The organism is Arthrobacter dokdonellae, from assembly GCF_003268655.1.
GTDB lineage: Bacteria > Actinomycetota > Actinomycetes > Actinomycetales > Micrococcaceae > Specibacter > Specibacter dokdonellae.
This window is the reverse complement of the sequence record NZ_CP029642.1, coordinates 4,076,402-4,100,271: the sequence shown is the minus strand read 5'-3', so window position 1 is coordinate 4,100,271 and position 23,870 is coordinate 4,076,402. Positions and strand designations below refer to the sequence as shown.

The 23,870-nt window shown below is 63.4% G+C and carries 19 protein-coding genes; 13 read left to right on the top strand and 6 right to left on the bottom strand.

Going from position 1 to position 23,870, the window contains the following annotated elements; translation table 11 throughout:
- The 9 genes from DMB86_RS18265 to DMB86_RS18225 all read left to right on the top strand — a co-directional run bounded on the left by DMB86_RS18265 (nucleotide 1) and on the right by DMB86_RS18225 (nucleotide 11,906).
- A complete protein-coding gene (locus DMB86_RS18265) occupies nucleotides 1-930 on the top strand; it encodes a carbohydrate ABC transporter permease (protein WP_113719029.1) in 930 nt (309 codons plus the stop codon).
- Nucleotides 927-1,748 (top strand): carbohydrate ABC transporter permease, encoded by an 822-nt coding sequence (locus DMB86_RS18260; RefSeq protein ID WP_113719028.1) that lies wholly within the window; start codon nucleotides 927-929, stop codon nucleotides 1,746-1,748. The genes DMB86_RS18265 and DMB86_RS18260 overlap by 4 nt, the downstream gene beginning before the upstream one ends.
- Nucleotides 1,745-3,811, top strand: coding sequence for a beta-galactosidase (locus DMB86_RS18255; RefSeq protein ID WP_113719027.1), 2,067 nt, complete (start codon nucleotides 1,745-1,747; stop codon nucleotides 3,809-3,811). Before DMB86_RS18260 ends, DMB86_RS18255 begins: the two co-directional genes overlap by 4 nt.
- A 188-nt stretch (nucleotides 3,812-3,999) precedes the next feature.
- Nucleotides 4,000-5,370 carry an aminomethyl-transferring glycine dehydrogenase subunit GcvPA gene (gene gcvPA / locus DMB86_RS18250; RefSeq protein ID WP_113719026.1) on the top strand — a complete coding sequence of 457 codons (1,371 nt, stop codon included), beginning with the start codon at nucleotides 4,000-4,002 and terminating at the stop codon, nucleotides 5,368-5,370.
- Between the two features lie 2 nt (nucleotides 5,371-5,372).
- Nucleotides 5,373-6,935, top strand: a complete 1,563-nt coding sequence (gcvPB, locus tag DMB86_RS18245; RefSeq protein WP_113719025.1) for an aminomethyl-transferring glycine dehydrogenase subunit GcvPB — start codon at nucleotides 5,373-5,375, stop codon at nucleotides 6,933-6,935.
- Nucleotides 6,936-7,021: 86 nt separating this feature from the next.
- The gene (locus DMB86_RS18240; RefSeq protein WP_171814556.1) at nucleotides 7,022-8,311 is read left to right on the top strand and encodes an extracellular solute-binding protein; all 1,290 of its coding nucleotides are present in this window, start codon (nucleotides 7,022-7,024) and stop codon (nucleotides 8,309-8,311) included.
- 4 nt (nucleotides 8,312-8,315) lie between these two features.
- Nucleotides 8,316-9,254: a carbohydrate ABC transporter permease gene (locus DMB86_RS18235; protein WP_227878490.1), complete on the top strand. Its 939-nt coding sequence runs from the start codon at nucleotides 8,316-8,318 to the stop codon at nucleotides 9,252-9,254.
- 4 nt (nucleotides 9,255-9,258) lie between these two features.
- Nucleotides 9,259-10,158, top strand: coding sequence for a carbohydrate ABC transporter permease (locus DMB86_RS18230; protein WP_227878489.1), 900 nt, complete (start codon nucleotides 9,259-9,261; stop codon nucleotides 10,156-10,158).
- The gene (locus DMB86_RS18225; RefSeq protein ID WP_113719023.1) at nucleotides 10,155-11,906 is read left to right on the top strand and encodes an amylo-alpha-1,6-glucosidase; all 1,752 of its coding nucleotides are present in this window, start codon (nucleotides 10,155-10,157) and stop codon (nucleotides 11,904-11,906) included. Before DMB86_RS18230 ends, DMB86_RS18225 begins: the two co-directional genes overlap by 4 nt.
- Before the next feature lie 79 nt (nucleotides 11,907-11,985).
- Here the strand turns inward: DMB86_RS18225 and DMB86_RS18220 are convergent, their stop codons facing one another.
- Together DMB86_RS18220 and DMB86_RS18215 are read right to left on the bottom strand one after the other, a co-directional pair.
- The gene (locus DMB86_RS18220; protein WP_113719022.1) at nucleotides 11,986-12,744 is read right to left on the bottom strand and encodes an SDR family NAD(P)-dependent oxidoreductase; all 759 of its coding nucleotides are present in this window, start codon (nucleotides 12,742-12,744) and stop codon (nucleotides 11,986-11,988) included.
- Complete coding sequence (locus tag DMB86_RS18215; protein WP_113719021.1) at nucleotides 12,745-13,935, bottom strand: ATP-NAD kinase family protein; 1,191 nt, start codon at nucleotides 13,933-13,935, stop codon at nucleotides 12,745-12,747.
- A 108-nt stretch (nucleotides 13,936-14,043) separates the two neighbouring features.
- Between DMB86_RS18215 and DMB86_RS18210 the strand changes: the two genes are divergently transcribed.
- Nucleotides 14,044-14,700: a GntR family transcriptional regulator gene (locus tag DMB86_RS18210; RefSeq protein WP_171814555.1), complete on the top strand. Its 657-nt coding sequence runs from the start codon at nucleotides 14,044-14,046 to the stop codon at nucleotides 14,698-14,700.
- A 590-nt stretch (nucleotides 14,701-15,290) separates the two neighbouring features.
- On the opposite strand, the gene DMB86_RS18205 is transcribed toward DMB86_RS18210, so the two are convergent.
- Complete coding sequence (locus tag DMB86_RS18205; RefSeq protein WP_227878784.1) at nucleotides 15,291-16,280, bottom strand: tyrosine-type recombinase/integrase; 990 nt, start codon at nucleotides 16,278-16,280, stop codon at nucleotides 15,291-15,293.
- A 173-nt stretch (nucleotides 16,281-16,453) separates the two neighbouring features.
- The gene (locus DMB86_RS18200; RefSeq protein ID WP_113719018.1) at nucleotides 16,454-17,425 is read right to left on the bottom strand and encodes an AAA family ATPase; all 972 of its coding nucleotides are present in this window, start codon (nucleotides 17,423-17,425) and stop codon (nucleotides 16,454-16,456) included.
- Nucleotides 17,426-18,051: 626 nt separating this feature from the next.
- Between DMB86_RS18200 and DMB86_RS18190 the strand changes: the two genes are divergently transcribed.
- Together DMB86_RS18190 and DMB86_RS18185 are read left to right on the top strand one after the other, a co-directional pair.
- Complete coding sequence (locus tag DMB86_RS18190; protein ID WP_113719016.1) at nucleotides 18,052-18,669, top strand: hypothetical protein; 618 nt, start codon at nucleotides 18,052-18,054, stop codon at nucleotides 18,667-18,669.
- Nucleotides 18,670-18,830: 161 nt separating this feature from the next.
- Nucleotides 18,831-19,541, top strand: coding sequence for a YcnI family copper-binding membrane protein (locus tag DMB86_RS18185; protein WP_113719015.1), 711 nt, complete (start codon nucleotides 18,831-18,833; stop codon nucleotides 19,539-19,541).
- A 562-nt stretch (nucleotides 19,542-20,103) separates the two neighbouring features.
- Here the strand turns inward: DMB86_RS18185 and DMB86_RS18180 are convergent.
- Nucleotides 20,104-21,552 carry a GntR family transcriptional regulator gene (locus DMB86_RS18180; protein ID WP_171814553.1) on the bottom strand — a complete coding sequence of 483 codons (1,449 nt, stop codon included), beginning with the start codon at nucleotides 21,550-21,552 and terminating at the stop codon, nucleotides 20,104-20,106.
- A 669-nt stretch (nucleotides 21,553-22,221) separates the two neighbouring features.
- Here DMB86_RS18180 and DMB86_RS18175 point away from each other — a divergent pair.
- Nucleotides 22,222-22,437, top strand: a complete 216-nt coding sequence (locus DMB86_RS18175; RefSeq protein ID WP_227878488.1) for a hypothetical protein — start codon at nucleotides 22,222-22,224, stop codon at nucleotides 22,435-22,437.
- 1,064 nt (nucleotides 22,438-23,501) lie between these two features.
- Here the strand turns inward: DMB86_RS18175 and DMB86_RS18170 are convergent.
- Complete coding sequence (locus DMB86_RS18170; protein ID WP_227878487.1) at nucleotides 23,502-23,828, bottom strand: CBU_0592 family membrane protein; 327 nt, start codon at nucleotides 23,826-23,828, stop codon at nucleotides 23,502-23,504.
- Between the last annotated feature and the right edge of the window lie 42 nt (nucleotides 23,829-23,870).

Below are 23,870 nucleotides of genomic sequence, written 5' to 3'. Positions count from 1 at the left end.
ATGACCGGCACACTTCTTCGGCCCACCCGCCGGCTGTCCGGAAAAGCGGATGGCCGGGCGGGGACGCGCACCTCGGCCCGACGCCGTCGGCCCGGCTATTGGTTCGTCCTGCCTGCGGTCGCCCTCTTCGCCATCTTCTTTCTCTACCCGCTGCTGTCCTCGCTGTGGCAGAGCTTCTTCTCGACCACCGGCGGGGTATCCACCTGGGTGGGAGGGGCGCAATACATGCGCCTGTTCCACGACCCGCTGGTCGGCAAAAGCCTGTTCAACGTTGGACTGATCCTGGTTATCCAGGTTCCGCTCATGGTTTGCACAGCGCTGGGACTTGCGTACCTGCTCAACCAATCATGGTTGCGGTTCCGCACCGGTTTCCGTGCCATCCACTTCCTGCCAGCCGTGACCACGTTGGTGGCCTATTCCCTTGTGTTCCGGGTCATGCTCGCGACCGACGGCGGCGCGGTCAACCAGATGCTGGGTATGTTCGGCATGTCCCCGGTGGACTGGCTCAACAGCGAAGCTTGGTCCCGCGTTGCGCTCATCGCCTCGATCACCTGGCGATGGACCGGGTACAACATGGTCATCATCCTGGCCGGACTTCAAGGAATCCCAGCGGAGCTCTACGAGGCTGCCCGAATCGACGGCGCCGGCCGTTGGGCGATCTTTGCCAAGATCGTCATCCCGCAGCTTCGTCCAGTGATCCTCTTCAGCTCCATCACCTCCACAATTGGTGCCCTGCAGCTGTTTGACGAAAACTTCATACTTACAGGCGGCGGGCCCAACAACGCCACGCTGACTCCCGTGCTGTACCTGTACAAGGTGGGTTTCCAGCAATTCGACTTCGGCTACGCCTCCGCCATTGCCTGGCTGCTCGTGGCGATCATCGCCGTGGTATCCGTGGTGCAGTTCGTGATCATGAAAGAGAAGAAATGACGCAGACGCTCAAAAAGTTCCCGGTCTATCTGGTGCTGCTGGTCGGTGCGGTCCTGAGCATCATCCCGTTCCTGTGGATGGTCATCGCTTCAACGCATACGACGGCGGACGTGTTCGCGACACCGCTGCCGTTGCTGCCGGGTAGGGAACTGTGGAACAACCTGGCCCGACTCCAAAAGGAGACCAATTTTTCCCAGGTCATGCTGAACTCACTGGTGGTGGCCATCATCTACACTGCCTTTTCCTCCGTGGTCAGCGCCATGTGCGGCTACGGCCTGGCCAAATTCCGCTTCCGCGGTCGCGGCCTTGTACTCGGCGCGGTGCTGTTGACCATGATGATCCCGATGCAGGTGCTGCTGGTACCACTGTTCCAGATGATGGCGAGCCTGGGCTGGGTCAATACCTTCCAGGCGCTGATTCTGCCATTTCTGGCCAACGCCTTCGGCATCTTCCTCATGCGCCAGGCATTTCTGGACTTTCCCGACAGCCTGATCGAGTCGGCCCGAATCGACGGCGCGGGGGAACTCAAGACGTTCTATCGCATTGTGATGCCGGTTGCCCGGCCGCAGCTGGCTGCGCTCATGATCTACACGTTCATTAGTCAGTGGAACTCCTTCATCTGGCCGCTGCTGATGCTCAACACCGAGGACAAATACACCCTGCCCGTGGCTTTGAACACGATGATCGGGCTGTCACGGGTGGACTATTCCGGTCTGATGCTCGGTTCTCTGCTGGCCACCCTACCGCTGCTGCTGGTCTTCATAATTTTCCAAAAACAATTCGTATCAGGACTTATGGGAGGGGCGGTCAAGGGATGACCCGGACGCTGGAACTCGATGGCATCGCTTTTGGCGGCGACTACAACCCCGAGCAGTGGCCGAGGGAGGTATGGGAGGAGGACGTCCGGCTAATGCGTCAGGCGGGGGTCAACTTCATCACTGTCTCCGTTTTTTCCTGGCCCCTGCTGGAGCCGGAGGAAGGATGCTTCGACTTCGGCTGGCTTGACGACGTCGTAGAACTGTTGCACGGCGCCGGCATCGCGATCGACCTCGCAACCGCGACGGCGACCCCGCCAGCGTGGCTCGTCCGCAAATACCCGCAGATCCTGCCCGTCACGGCCGACGGAACGCAACTGGAATTCGGCTCCCGGCAGGCCTACTGCTTCAGCTCGCCCATCTTCCGTCAATACGCGCTTCGACTCACCCGCGCCATGGCCGAACGCTATGGGAAGCATCCTGCCGTGCGCCTCTGGCACGTTTCCAACGAATACGGCGACCACGTCTCCCGCTGCTGGTGCGACACCTCCGCGGTCCATTTCCGCACGTGGCTGCGCGCGAAGTACACGAGCATCGAAGCCCTGAACGACGCTTGGGGAACCAGCTGCTGGGGCCAGCACTACCTCGACTTCGAGGCGATCGAACCGCCGCGTGAATCCACAGGCCCCATCAACTCCACCCAGAGGCTCGACTTTGAGCGCTTTTCCTCCGACGCCATGCTGGAACTGTTCACGGCCGAGGTTGACGTGCTCCGTGACGTGACACCTGATCTGCCGGTAACCACCAACTTCATGTCCATCCTGCACGAGCTGGACTACTTCGCCTTCGCTGATGCCGAAGACATTGTCACCGACGACGCTTACCCGGATCCCGCCGATCCGGGAGCCCACATTGACGCATCGCTGAACTACGCCCTCATGCGCGGAGCCAAGGGAGGAGCCCCATGGCTGCTTCTGGAACAGTCGGCCAGCGCCGTCAGCTGGCGTGACATCAATGTGCCCAAGGCGCCCGGCGTCATGCGGCTGGACAGCTACCAAGCCCTGGCCCACGGCGCCGAGGGCGTCATGTATTTTCAGTGGAGGGCGGCAAGGTTCGGCCCCGAGAAATTCCACGCTGCCATCCTGGGCCACCGCGGCGAGGCGAGTCGGACGTTCCAGGAATGCAGCATGCTGGGTGCCGAACTCCAGCAGCTTGGAGCCCTCAAAGGCAGCAGGGTGGTGGCTGACGTCGCCATGCTCTGCAACTGGGATTCCAAGTGGGCTTTGGCCGCGCCGGATTCCCTTCCGACGAACCGGCTCAGCTGGATCGGCCAGGCCAGGGACTGGCACCGGGCGTCTTTCACCTTGGGCGTCACTGTGGATCTGGTCCGTGCCGGGGCCGACTGGTCGGCCTACAAGGTGCTGCTGGTGCCCAATCTGTATCTGGCCACCCCGGCCCTGGCCGCTCAGCTGGACGCCTACGCGGCAGCAGGCGGGACGGTCGTCGTGGGTGCGTTCTCCGGTGTCGTGGACGAAAATGATCACGTCCATCACGGCGGTGCGCCCGGCCCGCTGCGCCCGTTGCTCGGCGTCGAGGTTGACGAAGTCTGGCCGCTTCCCGCCGGCGAGAGCGGCCAAGTGCGTATGGACGGTGACTTGCATGGCGTGCACACCGCCGGGGAATGGCTTGACGCTGTCGACGCGCGCTCCGTGGCCAGCTACTCCGGCGGCGAGCTGGATGGGCGCCCGGCCGTGACCGTGCGGCAGCACGGCGCCGGTTCCGCCTGGTATTTGAGCACCTGCCTTGAGGACGCCGGGCTGAGGGAGCTGGTGCACCGGATCTTCCTTGCGGCCGACGTGACCACGCGCGACGGGGCAGGGCGCGACGTCGAGGTGGTGGTGCGCCGCAACGGTGACACTTCCTTTACCTTCGTGCTCAATCGCTCCGCGACGTCGCTGGACGTTTCACTGCCTACCGGGGCGGCGGTCCTGGTCGGTGGGAGCGACGCCGGGCAGGGCGCTGAGGGACGATGCCAGCTGCAGGCCCGCGGCGTCCTGGTGGTGCAGCATGGCTATGACGACAGCGTGCACGTGGTCGCCCGAAGCGCACAACTTCAGACCGTCTAGCCGTCAAATATCGCCCGTCACCGGGCCTTCAGCCCGCCCCGCGATGTGTCGACGGGGTGGGCTGAAATTTTTCCTCGATATTTCTTGACTGCATCCTACGCACAACATAATGTGTACTGTATACAGAATGCAGAACTTGCTCTCGCGCCATGCGGCGGCACGCCCGCCACAACACCTGAGGTGAATCCATGAACAACCCTGTAGCCCATCCCTACATCCCAAACTCGGTCCCGGCCGTCCGGGACGCGATGCTGACCGCTGTCGGCGCCGCCGACATCGACGAATTCTATGCCGACATTCCGGCCAGCCTGCGCGTGCAGGGCAGCCTGAACCTGCCGGCCCCCTTTCTGGCTGAGGCCGACCTGGAACGTCATGTCAGCGCGCTGCTGAACAAGAACAAGAGCACCCGGGAGACCCTGAGCTTCCTAGGCGCGGGGACGTACAATCACTACGTGCCGTCGGTGGTGGGCGAGGTCATCAACCGCAGCGAATTCTTGACTGCCTACGCTGGCGAGCCATACGAGGACCACGGCCGGTTTCAGGCCCTCTTCGAGTACCAGTCGATGATGGCCGAGCTGCTGAACATGGACGTTGTCAACGTCCCGACGTATGACGGCATGCAGGCGACCGCCACCGCGTTGGCGATGGCGGGGCGCATCACGGGCCGCCGCGGCATCGTCCTGGTTAGCGATGCCAACCCGGACATGCTGTCAAAGGTGTCCGACTACGTGCGCTCTTTCATGGACCTCCACGTCGTCCCGTCCTATAACGGTACGGCCGACCTTGAGGCCGCGGCCCTGGCCATCGACTCTGGCACCGCGGCCGTCTGGATCCAGACCCCCAGCTTCCACGGTGCCCTCGAGGCGCAGGGCGCGCAGCTGGCCCGCCTGGCCCACGATGCCGGGGCCATCGCCGTCGTCGGGACCGACCCGATTGCCTACGGTGTCCTGTCACCTCCCGCGGACTGGGGAGCAGACATCGTCTGTGGTGACATCCAGTCCTTGGGCGTCCACCAGTGGTTTGGTGGCGGCCGCGGCGGTTTCATTGCCGTTCACGACGACCCCACCTTTGTACTGGAGATGCCTTCGCGGCTCTTCGGCCTGGAGTCCACGGACGTCGAGGGCGAGTACGGCTTCGGCGACGTCGCATGGGACCGCACCTCCTTCGCGCTGCGTGAAGAAGGAAAGGAGTGGGTGGGCACCGCTGCCGCCCTTTGGGGGATTGCAGCCGGTGTATATCTGGCCTCCATGGGCCCGACGGGAATGGCTGAGCTGGGGGAGACCTTGCTGGCCCGCACCGCCTATGCCGCCCAGCAGCTCGCTTCCGTGGACGGGCTGGAGCTGTCTGACACGGCACTGCACCTGCGGGAAATCGTCGTCGACTTTTCCAACGCCGCACTTACCAGCACCGAGGTCGTCACTGCTCTGCGAGCCCGCGGGATCGAGCCAGGCGTCGTGCTGACCGGCAACCGCCTGCTCGTCTGCGTGACCGAGCAGCTTACCGCCGCTGATATTGACACACTCGCCGCCACTCTCACGGCCGTTTTGAAGGAGAACTAAGAATGGCACTTCCCGTCGCACCCAAGCCCGTCCTGCGCCGTTTCCACCAGGCCCGCTGGGACGAGCCGATCATATTCGAACTGAGCACCCCCGGCGAACGCGGCATCCTGGTCCAGCAAGCCGAATCGGCCGCCGTTGAGGCACTCGACCTGCTCGAGGACCGACTGACTCCGCTGCGCCGCGCCTCCGCCCCCGCACTGCCCGAACTCGCCCAGATGCGCGTGGTGCGCCATTACCTGCGCGTGAGCCAGGAAAACCTTGGCGCTGACTTCAACATCGACATCGGACAGGGCACCTGCACGATGAAGTACAGCCCCAAAGTAAACGAGACCATCATCCGCACGCCGAAGCTGATGGACATCCACCCGCTGCAGGACGAGGCCAGCATCCAGGGCCTGCTGGAAATCTATTGGCGCATGGAGCAGATGCTGGCCGAGATCTCCGGCATGTCCCGGGTCAGCATGCAGACCCAAGGCGGCTCGGCCGCGATCTGGGCGAACATTGCCATGATCCGCGCCTACCACGAGTCGCACGGGGAAGGCGAGGTGCGCGACGAGGTCATCACGACCATCTTCTCCCACCCTTCCAATGCCGCCTGTGCCAAGGCCGCAGGCTACAAGGTCATCACATTGATGCCCGACGCCGACGGCTACCCGGACATCGATGCGCTGCGGGCCGCCGTTTCGCCGCGCACCGCCGCCTTGATGATCACCAACCCCGAGGACACCGGCATCTACAACGCCAAGATCCGCGAATTCGTGGACATCGTCCACGACGTAGGCGCCTTGGCTGCCTACGACCAGGCCAACGCCAACGGAATTCTGGGCATCACCCGGGCTTCCGACGCGGGCTTCGACCTGTGCCACTTCAACCTGCACAAAACGTTCGGCACGCCGCATGGCAGCGGCGGCCCCGGCGCCGGCGCCAGCTGCGTGTCGGAGAAATTGGTCCCCTTCCTGCCCGGGCCAACGATCGACAAGGTGGGGGAGACATTTACAGTCAACCGTGACCACCCCCAGTCGGTCGGGACCGTCGCCCCCTTCTTCGGCGTGGCACCCAACGTGGTGCGTGCGTATGCCTGGATCATGGCTCTCGGCGCCGACGGATTACGACAGGTTGCCGAGATCGCCGTGCTCAACAACAACTACCTGCTGGCCAAGGTACTTGAAATCCCCGGCGCCTCCGCGCCGTACGCGGAGGGCAAGCGGCGCATTGAGCAGGTTCGCTACTCCTGGCAGGAGCTATTCGAAGAAACGGGGGTAAGCAGCGAGGAGATCGGAATCCGGATGTCCGATTTTGGCATGCACTACTGGACCAGCCACCACCCGTATCTTGTGCCGCAGCCGTTCACGCTCGAGCCCACGGAGTCCTACTCCAAGACCGAGATCGACGAGTACGTGGCTGTGCTGGCGCACGTCGCTGGGGAGGCCCGCACAAACCCGGAGATCGTGCGCACAGCGCCCCACAACCAAACCGTGCACCACATCCACCACGATGACCTGGACGACCCGGCGCGCTGGGCCATTACTTGGCGCGCGTACCAGAAAAAGCACCTGAGTAACTAACGCATTAAACGTCCGGCGGCATGCACAACAGGTGTGGCCGCCGGACGGTCCCACCCCATCGCGCACCAACGAACCAGGAGTACCTCGTGAACAGTTTCACCCTAAGCCGTCGGAATTTCTTCACAGGCGCCTTGGGCGTCGGCGCGCTGCTGACCACCACCGCCTGCGGATCAACCGGCGGCAATGCCACATCCAAAATCACCTGGTCCACCTGGGGCACCCCGGAAGAGGGGCAGCGCTTCAAGAAGTTCAACTCCCATTTCAAGGCGGACAATCCCACTATCGCGGCGACCTTGCAGATGGTCCCGTCCTACTCGGACTACCACTCCAAGCTGCTGACCCAGCTCACCTCCGGCACCGCGCCCGACGTTTTCTATGTTGGTGACGACTACATCGGCAAGTTCGTCTCTGCCGGCGTGCTCATGGACCTGACTCCCGTGGTGGAAGGCGCGGACGCCAAGGTCAAGCTTGACGACTTCAACCCGGCCCTCTTTGGTGCGGGCAGGACAGACACGGGCATCTTCGCACTGCCCAACGACTGCAACCCGGACGTTTTCTGGTTCGACAAGAAAGCACTTGCCGCGGCCGGCATCACCGAGAACCCCGCAGAGCTGGCCGCGGCCGGCAACTGGACCATCGAAACATTCCTTGCCATGTGCGCCAAGCTCGCCGCCAAGGGCCTGACGGGGGCCATGTTCTGGAACTACTGGTCCACGCACTGGAGCTGGGTCGCGGCCAACGGCGGCCAGGTGTTCAACGCCGCTGGAAAGTTTGTGCTCCCGGAGGACCCCAAGAGTGTCGCCGCGCTCCATTCGCTGGCCGACGCCTTCACCAACAAGTCCTTCACCGTGGCCGACACCCTGCCGGACGGTTCCGGCGCGGACAGTCTCTTCGTCTCCCATAAGGCGGGCTTCTACGTCCAGGGGCGTTACGGCATCGCCACGGCCGAGCAGTCAGGCACCAAGGATGACTACGACATCGCCCCCTGGCCCACCGTTTCCGGCAAGCCAGGCAGCAGTGGCGTCGCCGCGTCCTACCTTGTGATCAACGCCAAGACGAAGGCGCCCGCAGCGGCAAAGACCTTTGTTGGCGAGTTCCTCTGCGCCAAGGGCCAGACCCTCCGCTTGGCCGATGGCGGCAACGCCGTCCCGTCCGTCAAGGGGGCCGACTCAGTGGTCCTGGAAGGCAACTACCCGGCACACGCCAAGTCCTTCCTGGAGATGACCAACACAGGTTTTGAAGACTTTGCGACGGAAGCCAAAATGCCTGGCCTGTCCTCCGATGTCAGTACTGCCATGCTCACCATGTACCAGGGGAAAACCAGCGCGAGCGACACTATCGCCGCCGTGGCCAAGCTAATGGAAAAGGCGGTTTGACGGGGTGACCGCCGTCCTAGCGAAAACCGGTCTGCCAGGTGCCCCCGTTGTGGAGCGCGCGGAGGCCGCATGGCGCAAACGCGACCGCTGGTGGGGCCTGGTCTTCGTCAGCCCGCAGCTGGCCGGCATGTGCGCCTTCGTGCTCCTGCCGTTCGCCGTCGGGCTGGTCCTGGCCTTTGCCCAATGGGACGGGCTGACCGAAATCACCTGGGTGGGGCTGGCCAACTTCCAGGCCCAACTTGCCGACCCGGTCTTCCTGCGCTCCATCCTGAACACGCTTGGCCTGGCCCTGATCACGGTCCCGGTGGGCCTGGCCCTTTCGCTGCTGATCGCGGTCGCACTGGACCGGCTTCGCGGGCGCACCGGCTACCTGCTGCTTTACTTTGCCCCGGTCATGACCAGCTCCATCGCCATCTCACTCGTGTGGCAGCAGATCCTCCGCGCCGACGGACCTCTGAACCAGGCATTTTTCAGGGTGTTCGGCATCCCCGGCCCAGACTGGCTGGGGGACCCGCACTTTGTCCTGCTGGCCGTATCCATAGTGACCATTTGGTCTTCGCTGGGCCTGAACGTCATCATTTTCCTGGCCGGCCTGCAGGGAATTAATTCGAATGTCCTTGAAGCGGCCCGCGTGGACGGTGCAGGCTCCCTTCGTACCATGATGGCGATCCGGCTGCCCCTGCTCTCACCCGTCGTGTTCTTCTCCACCGTGGTGGCCGTGATCAGCTCCTTCCAGACCTTTGACGTGGTCTTTGTCCTCACGAAGAACGGTGGTCCGGAGAATTCGGCCCGGACAATCGTCTATCAGATCTACGACGAAGGCTTCAGGCATTTCCAGTTCGGAATGGCCAGTGCGGCCTCCATCATCCTTCTCGTCCTGACCTTGGTCGTCACCGCCGTGCAGCTTGGCTTGCAGCGCCGGTTCGTGCATTACGAAAGCTGAGACCGTGACAACCACACTTCAAAAATCACCCGAGCGCGCCCTTCCTGCCCTGGGCGGCCGCAAGCGCCCGAAGAGCAGCGTCAGGCTCTCCACGATCATGCTGCATCTTCTCCTCGCGGTGGGCGGCTTCCTGATGGTGGCGCCATTTCTGTGGATGATGCTGACGTCCTTCAAGTCACTGCCACAGATCCTGAGCAACCCTCTGGGCCTGTTCCCCAATCCCTGGAATTTCAACAACTACGCGGACGCATGGAACGCGGCCCCGTTCGGGCTAGCCTACTGGAACAGCATTTACATCTGCGTGCTGACAGTCGCGGGAACCATCGTGACAGCGTCCATGGCGGCCTACGCGTTCGCACGCATCGAGTTCAAGGGCAGCAAATTCCTGTTTGTCCTGTTCCTGGCAACCCAGATGGTCCCGCAGCAGGTCACGATCGTCCCCCTCTACATGATCTTCTCGAAGCTCGGCTGGGTTGACACCCACTTGGCGCTCATCATCCCGGCCGTGCTGTGCAACCCTTTCGCGGTGTTCCTGGTCCGCCAGTTCATTCGATCGTTGCCCGTGGAGCTTGAAGAAGCCGCCCGGCTGGACGGCGCCGGCCGCTGGCGGATCCTGTTCAGCATTGTCATGCCGAACATCAAGCCCGGCCTCGCTGCCCTGTCCATCGTGGTGGCACTGGGCGCCTGGAACAACTTCTTCCTGCCCCTGATCGTGCTGAACAGCGAAAACCAGTTCACGGTTCCTCTGCTGCTCTCACAATTCACCGGCCAATACGGTGGCGTCAATTACTCAGTGATCATGGCGGCGTCGGCCATCTCAATCGTTCCGATGCTGATTGCGTTCCTGATCGGCAACCGCCGGATCCTGAACTCGATGGCCATGTCAGGAATGGGCGGCTCATGATGCGGTCCTGGCCCGGCGCCGGCGCCTTCATCGACCTCGACGCCGTGCCGTTGACAGACAGGGGATCGCGGCTGCTCATCTTCGCGCGCCCCGACGGCGGCCTGCGGGTGGCCGGGGCGGTCTACGAACGCGACGCGGACCGTTGCACGCACCTGCGCCGGCTCGCCGTTCTGGGTGCCGACGGCGAGCAACTGCCGGTCACCGACGTCGGGCCTGAAGGAATCACCTTTGCCCGCGGGGCTGCGTCCCTGACGTTCGTTGACGCGGAAACCTTGAGCGTTGGCGTCGCGGCCGACGGGCCGCCCGCCACCGTGCTGCTTGAAGCGTTTGGGACCGGCGACGACGGCCGGCCCGCCTCCGAGGTGGACCGCACGCCGATCCGCTGGAGCAGTACGGAAGAGACCGACGCCTTGGATGATCTCAGCATTGTGATTCCCGCCAGCGGCAGCGTGAGCGTGCGGATGGGCGGCACCGTCCGGCAGACGCCGGAACCGGGCAGCCATGCGAAGTACCTCGCGGACGCCTCCTACCGCTGGCAGGAGTGGTTCGGCAGGCTTCCGGCCGTCCGGGACGCGGATCTCGAAATGGTCCGCTACGCCTGGTGGCTGCTGGCCAGCAACATTGTCCGGTTGGCGACGCATCCCGACATTGAGGCCGTGGTCCCGTCCAAGCAAGGCTATGTTGCCGTGTGGCAGTGGGACTCCTACTTCATCAGTTTCGGTCTACGCCACGGCGATCCGGAGCTTGCGGCGGACCAGCTGCGGCTGTTCTTCTCCGAGCAGGCGCCCGATGGAGGCTTGCCGGATGTGGTCCATGACGGCGGCACGCTGGCCTGCGTGGCAGACATGCCGCCTGGCGACCTGGCCGCTTTGGCCCGGATCCACGGGCCCGACTCGCCCATGGTCACCGAGGCCGACATGCCGATTACGAAACCGCCGCTGGCGGCGTGGGCGGCCCGCGCCCTCGACCAAGTGGCCGGCACGTCCGTTCAGGCGGAGCTCAAGGACGGGCTGGACCGGCTCCACCGCTGGTGGTTTGACCGCCCCTCCCCGGACGGCCTGCCCGGCTATGAGCATGTCTATTCCTCGGGTCTGGACGACTCGCCGTTGTTTGACGACGGCGGCCCTGTATTCGCACCCGATCTGCCCAGCTACCTGGTCATGTCCCTTGACGCCATGGCAGACCTGGCCGACGACGGCGAGGATGCCGCGGAGGCGGCGGCGCAGCGGTCCTTGGCCGAGGACACTGCGGAACGGCTGCTTGGCAAGCGCTACGACGTGGACCTAGGCCAATTTGTGGCGCTGACCCCGGCCGGCACGCGCAAGACGATCACCCCGTTTGCCTTGATGCCACTGCTAACCGGCCGGCTGACCGGTCCCGTGCTGGAGTCCTTGCGGGAAGCCCTCAGTGCGCCCGATTCCTTGGGCGCGGCCCATCCGCTGCCCACTGTGGCGCTGGGCGCGCCAGAGTTCAACGCCGACAGGATGTGGCGCGGCCCCGTATGGCTGAACGTGAACTGGCTGGTAATTCAGGGCCTGCTGCGCAGCGGCCTCGATTCCGAAGCCGCGGATCTGGCCGAGCGGACCGTCAGCATGGTGCGTGAGAGCGGTGGAATCCACGAGTACTGGAACCCGCTGACGGGTGCCCGTGCGGCCGGAGCCACGACCGGTTTTGGCTGGTCCGCGGCGTTGTTCCTGGACCTGGCCGTCTGGCTGGCGGCGAACGACAACCAGGTAGCCGACAACTAAGCGTTTCCAAGATTCACCTGTAGCAAAGAGGCCCGCCCCGGATCACTCCGGGGCGGGCCTCTTTGCTGTGTTTGGCGATTTAGGCGATGCCGCCGCCGTCGACCACCAGGGCAGACCCGGTGACGTAGGAGCTGGCATCGCTGGCCAGCCAGACGACGGCCTCCGCGATTTCCTCCGGCGTGCCCATCCGCTTGAGCGGACGGTCGTTCGACTCGGACAGGAAGCTCTGCTCTTCCTGGGAGAGCTGGCGGGCCTCCTCACGGAGCATCGGGGTGTTGGTGTCGCCCGGGTTGACCGAGTTAACGCGGATGTTGTCTGGCCCATGGTCGATAGCCAGGGCGCGGGTCATGTTGACGACGGCAGCTTTGGATGTGCAGTAGGAGATGGCGTTGCCGCCGCCCTTCAGGCCCCAGCCGGAGCCTGTGTTGACGATGGAGCCGCCGCCGGCTGCCTGCATCAGGGGCACAACGTGCTTGCTCATAAGGAATGGTCCACGGACGTTGACAGCCATGACGCGATCCCAGTCCTCGACGGAGGTTTCCAGTACGTTGGCGCGGCGGATGATGCCGGCGTTGTTGAACAGCACGTTCACGCCACCGAAGGAGTCCACTACCTGGGCCACGCCGGCCTGGACCTGCTCGTCGTCGGCCACGTTCACGGCTACGCCGATGGCGTTCACGCCCAGTGCCGCGGCTTCGTCGGCAACTGCTTTGGCGGCTGCCTCATTGATGTCGAAGATGGCCACATTGGCGCCTTCGGCGGCCATCGCCAGCGCCGTGGCGCGGCCGATGCCGGAACCGCCGCCAGTGATGATGGCATTTTTGTCCTGCAATCGCATTTAGTACTCCTTGGTTGTGGTGGTGCCTTTGGTTTCTTCAATCACCCGGCGTACCGGGTAGACCGTGTGGGTGCCTGCACCCGTAAAAACTTTCGCGTAGCCGCTTAACCTGGCGTCGACGTCGTCGTCACCGGAGTCCACCCATAGCGGCCTTCCGGCCAGCGACGCGAGTTTGCCATCCGTGGCGACGATCTGCAGGGGCACGCGGGAGAGTATTCGAGCGGTGACTTGCTGGTTGCCTCGGCCCACTACGAATCCCTGACCGCCCAAAGGAGTTAACACCACGGTTGCCGAGCTGCTGTTGAAACCGGCGTTCAGCATGGAATCCAGTGCGTGAGCGTCGGCGTCTGCAACTACCAGCGCTCCGTCACGAACAACATCGACGCCCAGCCGGGTCGTGTCCAAGCCAAGCTCGGCGCCGATGGCGTTGGTGGTTCCGCCGGGCCCCAAAATATAGGTGCGGTCCGGGTCCATGCCGCGGACGAAGGCACGCGCGAGGGCTCGCACCGCATTGGCGTCCGACGCCGGGGTGGCCGCCTTTCGTGCCTGCAACCGGCTTGGGTCGACGGGCACGCTGAGCGTTCCGTAAAGGGCGGGGGAGGCCAGCCCGGCGCGCAGCAGGTCCTCGTCGATATCCACAACCTCGCGGTCGGCAACGGCTCTGTCGTCTCCCGCCAGCCACGCAGCGGCCAGCGACCCGGCGGCTGTCGGGGTGAGGGCAAATACTGCGGAGTAAATCTTGACACCGGTCGGAATTCCGAGGACGGGGATCGTCCCGCCAACTGCGTCGAGAACGTCTCGGGCCGTTCCGTCCCCGCCGGCAAAGAGAATCACGTCCACGCCGACGTCCACCAAAAGACGAGCCAGCAGTCGGGTGTCGCTGGCATTGCCGGTGTCACCGACAGCGGTGCCGCCCGTTCCGAGGCCCAGCACCGTTTTGGTGCAAAGTCCTTGGGTCGAGTCGTCGCCCAGCATTCCAGGGCCCGTGTACAGGTGGAGGCGGCGGCCCGTGTGTTCCAGGAGGGTGGTGAGCTGAGCGATGGCGCGCCTTGCGCGAGTAGGGGAGGTCAACGCATAGCCGGAACTGCGCGCAATCTCGCGGATATCCGCTGCATCACTGCCTTTGTGCCCGGACGGGCCGCCGAGGCCGGCGATCGGATTGACGATGAGCCCTACACTGACAATATCCATACAAGTACACCTCCATTTCTGTATACAGTATACTGAATCATGGATGAAGTGCTAGATCTACCGCTCGATCACTTCACGTCGTTAGACTGCAGTGCAAGGAGGAACAAAGTGTCCATTCAGCGCCAAACCCTGCGTGAGCAGATTGAAACTGAAATCATGAATCGCGTGGGTGCCGGTGAATTCCGCATGGGCGAGAACATCAACGAGGTGTCCCTGTCCGAAGAACTTGGCGTCAGCCGAACGCCGCTGCGGGAGGCGCTCATCTCCCTCTCCCAACAGGGCGTCATCACCAGGGTCTCGGGCAAGGGATTCCGATGGGCCCCCATTGGGGACAGTGACTTTACGGAAGCTGTGCAGATAATTGCGGCCTTGGAAGGATTGGCCCTTCGGCTCACGCCGGCGCCCCGGTTGACTAGCATCGGGCGGCAATTGGCTGAACAAGCTCACGCTTTCACCGACTCCGTCGGCTCTGCCGGGGACATTCACGAACACGATGATGCATTCCATGCGCTGCTCACGTCAGGCAGCCCGAACAAACGCCTGGCCGAGACCATTGCGTCTTACAAATTAGCCCTGCGGCGCTACGAGCGCCTGTATGTTGGAAACGCCGATCTGATGGAACGTGCAGCGGCCGAACACGAAGCTATTGCCGAGGCGCTCTTGGCCAAAGATCTCCCTGGTGCGATTGCGGCGCTGGAGGACAATTGGCACAACAGTGTTCCACGAATCATCAACGCCCTCAAGGCCAAAGTCTCTGTTCAGTAATTCCTTGGTTTGGGGAATTGATACGTTCCCCGCCTGGGGCGTAAGACCTCCGCCCAGCCGGCACGACCACCGGACCACGTTCATGCCCTCCGGCCGGAAATCCCCGGCACCCACGCCCACGCCAAAAATTCAGCCTCAAAAAGCGACAACTCACGGATCAGGGTCAGAAGCCAACCACCCCACGTTTACCCCACGGAAACGATCGAAAATGACCACATATCGCAGTCTGCGGTTGGCCTCGATATGCCCAAAAATCCGCGGAATCTCAAGGAATTGGCAGCCAACCGCAACTGCCCAAAAGTGTTCTCCCCTGAGAGGAGGTCAGGAGTTCGAATCTCCTTAGCTCCACCCCGAAAGCCCTCTGACCTGCGGAAACGTTAGGTCGGAGGGCTCTTTGTTTGCCTGAAATGGGGCTTACCACACGGAAACCACACGCTTTGAAGAACATTCAACCAAATGCGTCGAGTATCTTGGGCTTCGTTCGGCGCGCGTGTGACTGCCTGAAGAAGTGGCCAACGGGGCGTGGGAGGCGAAACAATAGTCAGGCCGCCCCGTGTGCGCGGCCTGACAATTTCGGAATGGGAAGCTGGCTACTCGCCAAATTGCTCCAGCGCGTCGGTAACGTCTGGGGAATCGGCAGCTTTGGCGATGTAGTGCTTTTCGGTAATGGCTGTGCCCGAGTGGCCAAGTTGGGCAGCGGCCTGCTTGGAACTGTACTCGTGGTCGATCAGAGTTGCGACGGATTTCCGGAAGACGTGAGGCGTGACCCATTCAAAGCCTGAACCTGAGCGAGCATCCCGCCACTGCCTGCGAAAATTATGGGGGCTGCGCACCGTCCCGGTTGACGAAGGAAACAACATATCCTCCGGTCCGGAATGCTCCGAGGCTTGTTTTCGGAGGAGAGTTTTCAGTGCAAATGGTGGGAGCTTGACTGTCCGGAAGCCGGCCTTGGTCTTCGGGTGGTCTTGGCGGTAGGTGCCGCGTCCCTTTTCCATGATCACAGTCCCTGAAACGGTGATTGTAGGAGGCGACACTTCCAAGTCAACATCTTGCCAGCGAATGGCGAGAACTTCGCCAATCCTTGCCCCGGTCGCCAGGAAGATGTCAAGCACGTCGATGAGGTCCGATGCCCGAGGCCGGCCTTGATGATCAGGGGCATCCTGCCATTTTCGAATAGCCACCCTGAGTTTCTTGACGTCCTTGGTAGACAACGCCCGAACATCTTTTGAGGCGATCTTGATCGCCCCGACATCACGAATGGGATTGCTGTGCAATGCATCGTGGCGCACGGCCAGGCCCAAGATTCCAGTGAGTACTATCTTTGAATGGCGCGCCGTTGCTGGATGGTCCGCGGCCACATCTTTCAGGAACCGGTCTAACCGACCGGTGCTGATTTCATTGAGCCGAAGCCCGGCGAGTGCAGGTGCGATGACACGGTCGTAGGTGTCCCTATATCCGTCGATGGTGCGCCGTCCTGCACGGCCGTTGTTTTCGATTTCGTCGAACCACAGGGAACCCAACTCGGAGAGCCGCATTCGCGGCGTCACTTCTGACTGTGATGGGGCTTGGCTGTCCTTCATCTGCGTCAATAAAGCGCGTTCGGCAGCGGCTCCCGTGTTACCCCATGCTTCGGTAGTCCGAGTTATGCCGTCGGTGTGCCGAAACCGTGCAGTCGCACGCCATCGCCCATTCGCATACTTCTTGCGATTGACTTTCCCCCATGTACCCAGGGGCAGCGGTGGCCGGGGCGGCATCATGCCTCCAAATGCTCGGACACCCAGGTCTCGAAGTCGCTGCGAATGATGCGCACGTGCCTGCCGACTTTGTGGGCCCGGGGGCCTTGGTGGTTGACCCGCCATTGGTAGAAGGTCTGTTCCGGGATGTGCAGGATGTTGCAAAAGTCCCGTGGGGACAACCACCCCAGGATCCCTCCGGCGTCGATCGCATCCAACTGGGCAGGGTCACCCACCATCACAATCTTGGCCCCGGCATCACGTGCCTGATGCACCAGCGCCGCCAGCTGCACCGTGGACACCATCGACGCCTCATCCACAATCACCAGCTGGTTGCGCCGAAAACTCCACTGCTCCTGCCGCATCGCCAAGTCGGCCATCCGCTGCGACCGTCGCAGCCGCTGCCAGAATGTACCCGGACGGGATGCTTCAAGGTCCCGAAACCGCTCTGCCCGCCCCGCCGCTCCCCGCCCGACGGACTCGAACAGCCACTTGGACACATTCTCCGCCACCAGCCCCAGCTTCCGGCCCAGCACGTCAGCGCTCGCCGCCGCCGGGGCCAGCCCGACGACGCTTCCCGCACCGTAAGCCTGTTCCCACCCGTCGCGGACGGCCGCCATCGTGGTCGTCTTCCCCGAACCGGCCGGACCGACGACGGCGTCGAGGAACCTGCCGCTGGACAGCACTTCATCCACCGCGGCGAGTTGATCTGGCGCCAGCGCCGGGCGCTCCGGAGCCTGCCCCGCGTTGGCGAGGAAAATGTCGGCGAGGTGGGGCGCGACGGCGGGGCCGCCGTCGTCGTTCCTGGTGTTCATGACCAACTGCTCGTTCGCGAGGATGCCGGCGTCCGTGTAGAGGCGGGCGCCGGGGAACTCGAACACGGCGCGACCTGCGAAGGCGACGTCGCTGCCGGCGTCCACGGGGACCGTGTAGCGGTAGGGATTGAGCGCGAGGCACTGGGACTCGGCCGCCGTGGCGACGGCGTCGATCATGTGGCGGCGGTCAGCGGGGGAGGCGCAGCGGATTTCGGCGCAGACGCGCTCCGCCCCTGCGAGGAGGTTCCGCCGGTTCCAGGTGGCGCGGCGCCCTGCTACCTCCTCGCGTGCGGCGGCAGCTGCTGCGGCGACCCATGGCTCGGTGAGGTCGGCGGCGGTGACGGGGCATTCGTGGGAGCGGTTGATGGTCTGGCGGATGACCGTGGCCGGTTCGAAGCCAAGCTGTTGGGCGCGGAGCCTCCACCTGGCGGCAAGGTCGCTCGACGTAGCCGATGCGGTGCACGGTCATGGAGGTATTCTCATCTCTAAACTCGATTCGGGGGCGTCGATTCGACTGCACCGTTTCGTGAACTATTTGTGCGAGCCGTGGGCCGGTCGCCAGTGACGTGGTCGCAGTCCTGGTTTTCCGTGGCAGAATTCCGCGCTTGCGCGGAGGCACCGGCCGGGCGCTGCTTGATAACCCAAGACTCTGAAATCTGCGACTACGTCCAGAACTGCCACGCCGAAGGCAAAGCCGACTATCAGGGCGATCCGATGTTGCGTCACATGCCATCGGGCCCGTCGTGGAACGCTTATGATCGGATCTGACTATGGATGCGCCCACGAAGGGGCAGGGAGAATCAATGACTGATCGTGGCGCACGCCTGGCCCGCGGCTGGACCGCTGCGGCCTTTGCCACCTCGGCTGCCGCATTCTCCCACGTTCTGGGTGGCGGCGACGTCCCGCACCCGCTGCTGGTGCTCCTTTCCCTGGCCATCTCCGCCCTCGTGTGCGTTGCGCTGGCCGGGCGTGTGCTTTCCTTCAAACACCTGGTGGCCGCGGTCGTGGTCAGTGAAGGGCTGTTCCATCTGCTCTTCAGCACCACCTCCGCTTCTAGCTCGGTGCGTGCATCGGCCCTGGGCGTGGGGCAGCATGCCGGGATGGACATGGCGGGCGCCTCCCCCGCCCTCGCTACCATGGGTCGCATGGCCGGCCATGACGCCGGCATGTGGTTCAGCCACGCCGCCGCAGCAGGCCTGACCATTGGGTTCCTGCGCTACGGCGAATCCAGTGCGGTGCGCCTGCTCCATGTGCTGCGCCTGGAAATCGCCGCCGTCATGGGACTGGCCATTGTCCCGATTGCCGCCCCGTCGCGCATCGACGCCGCGCCGGAACCTTGGCTGCCGGCCCTGACCGCGCTGGACGTCCCCCTGCCGGTCCGCCACCACCGGGGCCCGCCGCTTCCGGGTGCTGCAGCGTAAGCCCGTCCCACACAGTGTGGTCCTGGTGCACGCACGTGCAGCGTCCAACCGGCCGTCATCTCGGCCAATACGGCAATACACCAGTGGTTCCGGGCCATCCTCGCGCCCGGGCCCTTTGCCGTGCCCACTCTCAATGACCCAGAGCCACTGAAAGGCCCAGCATGAAAAGCACAGCACGCCGCACCCTCAAGACCGTCACCGCCGGTGCCCTCGCAGCCGCGTTCCTGGCCGCCGGTGCCGCCGCAGCCTCCGCCCACGTGCACGCCGTCGCCGATGACACCGGCGCCAACGGCTACACGCACGTGAAGTTCACCGTGCCGAATGAATCGGCCACCGCCAAGACCAGCAAGCTCGTGGTCAAGCTGCCCACCGATGCGCCCTTCACCTCGGTGTCCGTGCAGCCGCTGGACGGCTGGACGGCGAAGATCATCACCACTGACCTGCCCAAGCCCGTCACCGTCGGCGGAAGCGAGGTGACCAAGGCGGCCACATCGGTGGAGTGGACGGCCGACGCCGCCCACGAACTGGGCCCGAACCAGTACCAGTCGTTCTCGCTGTCCCTGGGCAAGCTGCCTGCCGCGGGCACCACCGTGATGCTGCCTGCAGCCCAGACCTACACGGACGGCAGCGTGGTGAACTGGGATCAAAAGACAGTTGACGGCCAGCCCGAGCCCGAGCACCCGGCACCGTCGTTTGTCACGACAGCCGAAGACGGCGCCGCCCCGGCGGCCGCCCCGATGAACATGGACCCGACCAGCAACAACGCCGTCGGCGTCTGGGGGATCGTGCTCGGCGCCGTCGGCTTGGTCCTGGGCGGCACGGCGCTGGGATTGGTCCTCACCGGCCGTCGCAGGGCCTCCGCAGTCAAATAGCCTGAGTGGGGACTGTGGCGGGGTGGCCCTGATTCGGGTCCCGCCCCGCCACAGTCCGCAAGCGGCATATTGCCAAGATCGGACACACCTCAGCCGCGGGCGCTCGGAGGGTTCTTCGACGCCGTCGATGAGCAGGTACTTTTCGGTGCCGCACCGGCTGGACCACCAGCCGTGTTCGACGGCGGCCGCTGCGCAGGGCCTTGAGGACGCCGTAGTCGTCGGGAATGGCAAGGTATCCGGAATCGGTCATGGTTTCGCCGCGTGTTGGGGACGCCGCCGAGGCCGCGAAGGCCGTCTGCGGCTTCGTCGTGGGCAAGGCAGAGGCCGAGTTCTTCGAGAACCTGCTGCTGTGCTCTTCATCCGGGTGCAGCCGATGTCGATCGTTTAGAGCAGCACATGGCCGTCGCAAACCAAGTCGCTGCCGCGCGTCCAGAGTGACTTCGCGCGGGCCCTTGACTGGGGTCGGGTGGGACAGGTATATGCCGGCCGAGCCATGGCCGGATCAAGCGCGAAGTTAGGACCGGCGAATTTCGAAGCTTTAAGCCACCACGGTCGCGTGGGATCATCCCTTTTTGGCGACGGTTTCTTTACTTACTCCGATGCAGAGCATCCAGGGGACTGAGGGGAGCGTGATTCTCCGATCCATCTGAGGGGTTGGGGGGAGGGTCCCGCCAAGCAGGTTGGCCGTGTTGGTAGCGAGAACGACTTCGTTTTGATCCACAATGCAGGTGCTTGCCGGTAGGTGCCGGAGGAACGGCTGGAGTGCAATTTGGAGGCCTGTGACGAGGACGTCAACGGCAGCAACGCCAGCCATCCTGCCCTCTCGTAGGACTCGTTTGGTGAAGGTGACGAGGTATTCGTTCGCTCCGAAAGCGTCCACGTACGCGTGGCTGGCGTGGACCGTGTCATCACTGTCTTTCTTGGGCCACCATGCAGCTGTCGTGTAGTCATAGAATTCCAGGTCCAGCTCCATCCTTTGTGGTGCTTTTGGATCCGAGGGGATGTAGCACCAGATGAAGCCCATTTCGCCGAAGTAGGAGGGATCGGCTGCGAAGCCCGTTCCATAGAGCGCTGGCACTGTCCCGTCCAGTGTCCTGCGCGCTGCGTCGTAGACGTTGGGCAACTCGGCCAGCTTTCCGTTTTTTGTGCGGTCAAGGTCGCCTTGAACGGCCCGTTCGACAGCCATGATTGACGCGGCCACGCTCCCTTGGAGACTCGACGTGAACAATTCAATTGCCGAAACGGTGCGATCAATGTCTTCGTTTCGGGGCCGCGTGCCTTGTGGCGGAGGTTCCATGGACATCCGCAGGTCGATGAGGCGGTTCATGTCCCGGCGCACATGGTCTTCGGCGAGGGCTCGTGCCAAGTGTGTGTCCCCGGATTGAATGGCGCTGACTATCAGGGCGTGTTCTACCCCCGCCGCGCGCCGACGGTCAGAGTCGCCGGCCCACACCAGCGCCCCGACTTCAGCCTGCATGGCCATCTCCTGGCGGGTTAACAGCGTGGAGCCCGATGCGGCAGCAAGCTCGATGTGGAACCGGCTGTCCGCTCTCGTCATTTCGGAGGGTGTGCGTACCGACTCGATCTGGGCCGCCATCGAAGCGAGGCGTGCAACGGAGACCTGCTGGGACCGGTCTGCCGTTGCCGTGGCCGCTGACCCCGCGAGAAAGGCGCGGTATTCGCGGATGTCGAGCAATTCCTCAAGGGAATAGGCGGCGAGGGCGTCCAGCTGAGCCTTGGCAATGCCTCCAATGTTCGCCTTCACGAAGCTGCCGCCGCCTTTGCCTCGTCGTGTTTCCAGAAGTCCGAGATGACGGAGCTCGGCGAGGGCTGAACGCAGCGTCAGGGTGGAGACTCGCATTCTTGCGGCGAGATCGCTCTCGCTGGGGAGCTGGTCTCCCTCTTCGAGCACCCCCAGCTCAATGGCATGGCGAAGCCGGCGCCCGATCTCTTCGCCACGCTCCAAGGTCTCCAAGGGGGCGAACGCGAGTTGCTCTTTCCAGCTGGCCATGAATGACGCTCCTGAAGCTATGGGGTGGTGTGACAGGAAAGATGACATTTAACCCTAAATGTCTCTTGACATGTGACATTAAAGGTCTAGAGTCAAGAGTATCAAAAAATGAGTGGGGGCAGAAGCCCTGGACCGTTTGGATCGTTAGGCAAGGAGTTGATCGTCATGATGGAAAGCACGGCTGTGGTCCCCTTCGGGCACCTATCCCCGCCCACTGCTCATGCCGCTTATCCAATGCCGACACGTGTGCTTCCTCACGGCGGTCCACGGCAATCGGTGAACCGCGGCGGGCTTGGAACTCGAGACGTCCTAAACGTGCCCCCCATGTCCCTTCGCAAGACCAATGGCCGAGGCCCGGGGGCCGCCCTGGACATCGCCGGTCCCTCAACCGGGGCCTCCTTGCCGTCCATGACCTTCTTCCCGCCTGTTACGGGCGCTTGTTACCACGCGAGGCACGAGCTCTGCAGCGTATGTGGCTGTGGCTGCCATCTATCCACCGACGGGTCCTGACCCCCATCGCCAACTGCCCTGGGAACCAATCTTGACGAGTGCTCTGCGGCGGTCATGAAAAAGGATCAAATTATTTCATCATGAACGATTGACTTGAACGCTTGTTCATGTCAGACTATTTTACAATATTGTGTTACACATCACAGAAAGCCGAACGCCATGCGAAGCCAAACCCTCGAGCCATTGGAAGTCATCGTCGCCACCCCCGGCCAACGTCACGAACTGCTCGAGGACGCAGAGGCCAAGCTCCGGCAGATAGCAATGGCCCACAGGTGTGGCGGCATCCTGGTCACCCGCCATAATCCAGTTCGGTTCTCGCTCACTCTCAGCGAAACGGTTCCTTTTGGGGAAACCTGGGAGCAGACGCTCGCTTAACAGCCGGTAGGGATCGCAAAGCCGCGATAGTTCCGTGGACTTACTTCAGCGATGTCCCTTCACGACATTGTCGACACACACGAGATTGTCGACACAACAGGTCCTCCGGGGCTAGGCGCATCGTGTTTTGATCCCGGCTATCCTGGCCACGAGGGCCACCGGCCCTGAACACCAGCCCGGTTCCCCGCCGCTGCCGCGTGAATGACCGTGGAGTCTCCGAAGCAGTGCGTCAACCGGCTTGGTCTCCGTGGTCCCGCCAAACCGGCCTGAGGTTTCCCCGCCCGGAGTCAGGCAAGGGTAATGGGGCCGGTGGGAGTTGGGCGGCTGCTGGTGGGTTGTCTTTCCCGTCGGGCAGGGGCCGAAGCGTTCGGGGATCATGGGGGGCGAGCCTCAGTGACTTGAACCTGGCCACGCCGTTATTCCGAATTCGAATAACGGCGATCATGCCGAGCTCGTGACTGTGCCGGGTCCTGGCCTACGTGGGCACTTTTGTGGTGGTCATGTGCAGGCAGTGGCCTGAACTCGTCGGCATAATCTCGCAGGCAGCATTCACCGCCCTGTAGAAGCCCCCGCGGCGCCGCTTCCCGCGGCAGGGAGGCCGATTGTGTCGATCGTTGCCGCGCTGGCAAATATGGCGAGGGGTTCGAGACGGGCTGGTTGGACTCGGCGATGTTCTCGCCATTCCTTCCGGATTTGGCAGGTCCCGTGTCGGCATGGTTTCAGGGCCCGAACGCGACCACGCGCTACCGCTACTCACCGTCCAAACTGGACTGCCCGTCGTCGAACTCAAAGGGCTGCGCCGTTCAGACGAGGTGCCGGCGGCAGGGACCTCTCACGTCCCCGTTACCCGCGAAGCCGGCGTAGATATCTCGGTGATGGCACGCTGACTGGTACTTGGCACAATCACCGGCACGGACGTCGCGGTGGTACGCGTCGCCAGCGTGTAGGCATCCGGGCGGGCGGCCGCCGGTCTCCGCAACGACCTCCCTCGCAGGTAGGCGCCGAGCGGACGCCCGCGATACGTTCGACGCGCCATCCGACCACGTAGCGGTAGAAGATATCGGTCACCGCGTAGGTGTGATGCCAGCTTCCCATTCGCCGGATGGCGCGTTCTCGTCATGTCCCGGTGTCATGCCGCTATCGGCGTCTGAGCCCGGACGTCCTCGAAGCAGCACGCCCACCAGGCTGATCGCAGAAATAATGGACCAGACGCCCTCCAGCAAGAGAAAGCCCCATTGCGCCCCGAATAGGGCGTCAACGGCCAGGACACCGGATCCGACCGTGTTCAAAAGGAGGTAACGGCGGGACTTGTGATCCAGCATTCCCAGCTGGGCCAGGCCAAAAGCGATAAGGACCAGCACAGATCCGCCGATTTGTATGATCTGGTCCATATTTGTCTCCTTGAAGCGCTTTTGGGGTTCTATCGGAACGTG

Excerpts from the sequence above, each read along its gene's own strand:
- DMB86_RS18265 (WP_113719029.1), top strand. The coding sequence starts at position 1 with ATGACCGGCACACTTCTTCGGCCCACCCGCCGGCTGTCCGGAAAAGCG.
- DMB86_RS18260 (WP_113719028.1), top strand. The coding sequence starts at position 927 with ATGACGCAGACGCTCAAAAAGTTCCCGGTCTATCTGGTGCTGCTGGTC.
- DMB86_RS18255 (WP_113719027.1), top strand. The coding sequence starts at position 1,745 with ATGACCCGGACGCTGGAACTCGATGGCATCGCTTTTGGCGGCGACTAC.
- gcvPA (WP_113719026.1), top strand. The coding sequence starts at position 4,000 with ATGAACAACCCTGTAGCCCATCCCTACATCCCAAACTCGGTCCCGGCC.
- gcvPB (WP_113719025.1), top strand. The coding sequence starts at position 5,373 with ATGGCACTTCCCGTCGCACCCAAGCCCGTCCTGCGCCGTTTCCACCAG.
- DMB86_RS18225 (WP_113719023.1), top strand. The coding sequence starts at position 10,155 with ATGATGCGGTCCTGGCCCGGCGCCGGCGCCTTCATCGACCTCGACGCC.
- DMB86_RS18220 (WP_113719022.1), bottom strand. The coding sequence starts at position 12,744 with ATGCGATTGCAGGACAAAAATGCCATCATCACTGGCGGCGGTTCCGGC.
- DMB86_RS18215 (WP_113719021.1), bottom strand. The coding sequence starts at position 13,935 with ATGGATATTGTCAGTGTAGGGCTCATCGTCAATCCGATCGCCGGCCTC.
- DMB86_RS18205 (WP_227878784.1), bottom strand. The coding sequence starts at position 16,280 with ATGAAGGACAGCCAAGCCCCATCACAGTCAGAAGTGACGCCGCGAATG.
- DMB86_RS18200 (WP_113719018.1), bottom strand. The coding sequence starts at position 17,425 with ATGATCGACGCCGTCGCCACGGCGGCCGAGTCCCAGTGCCTCGCGCTC.
- DMB86_RS18190 (WP_113719016.1), top strand. The coding sequence starts at position 18,052 with ATGACTGATCGTGGCGCACGCCTGGCCCGCGGCTGGACCGCTGCGGCC.
- DMB86_RS18185 (WP_113719015.1), top strand. The coding sequence starts at position 18,831 with ATGAAAAGCACAGCACGCCGCACCCTCAAGACCGTCACCGCCGGTGCC.
- DMB86_RS18180 (WP_171814553.1), bottom strand. The coding sequence starts at position 21,552 with ATGGCCAGCTGGAAAGAGCAACTCGCGTTCGCCCCCTTGGAGACCTTG.
- DMB86_RS18175 (WP_227878488.1), top strand. The coding sequence starts at position 22,222 with ATGCGAAGCCAAACCCTCGAGCCATTGGAAGTCATCGTCGCCACCCCC.
- DMB86_RS18170 (WP_227878487.1), bottom strand. The coding sequence starts at position 23,828 with ATGGACCAGATCATACAAATCGGCGGATCTGTGCTGGTCCTTATCGCT.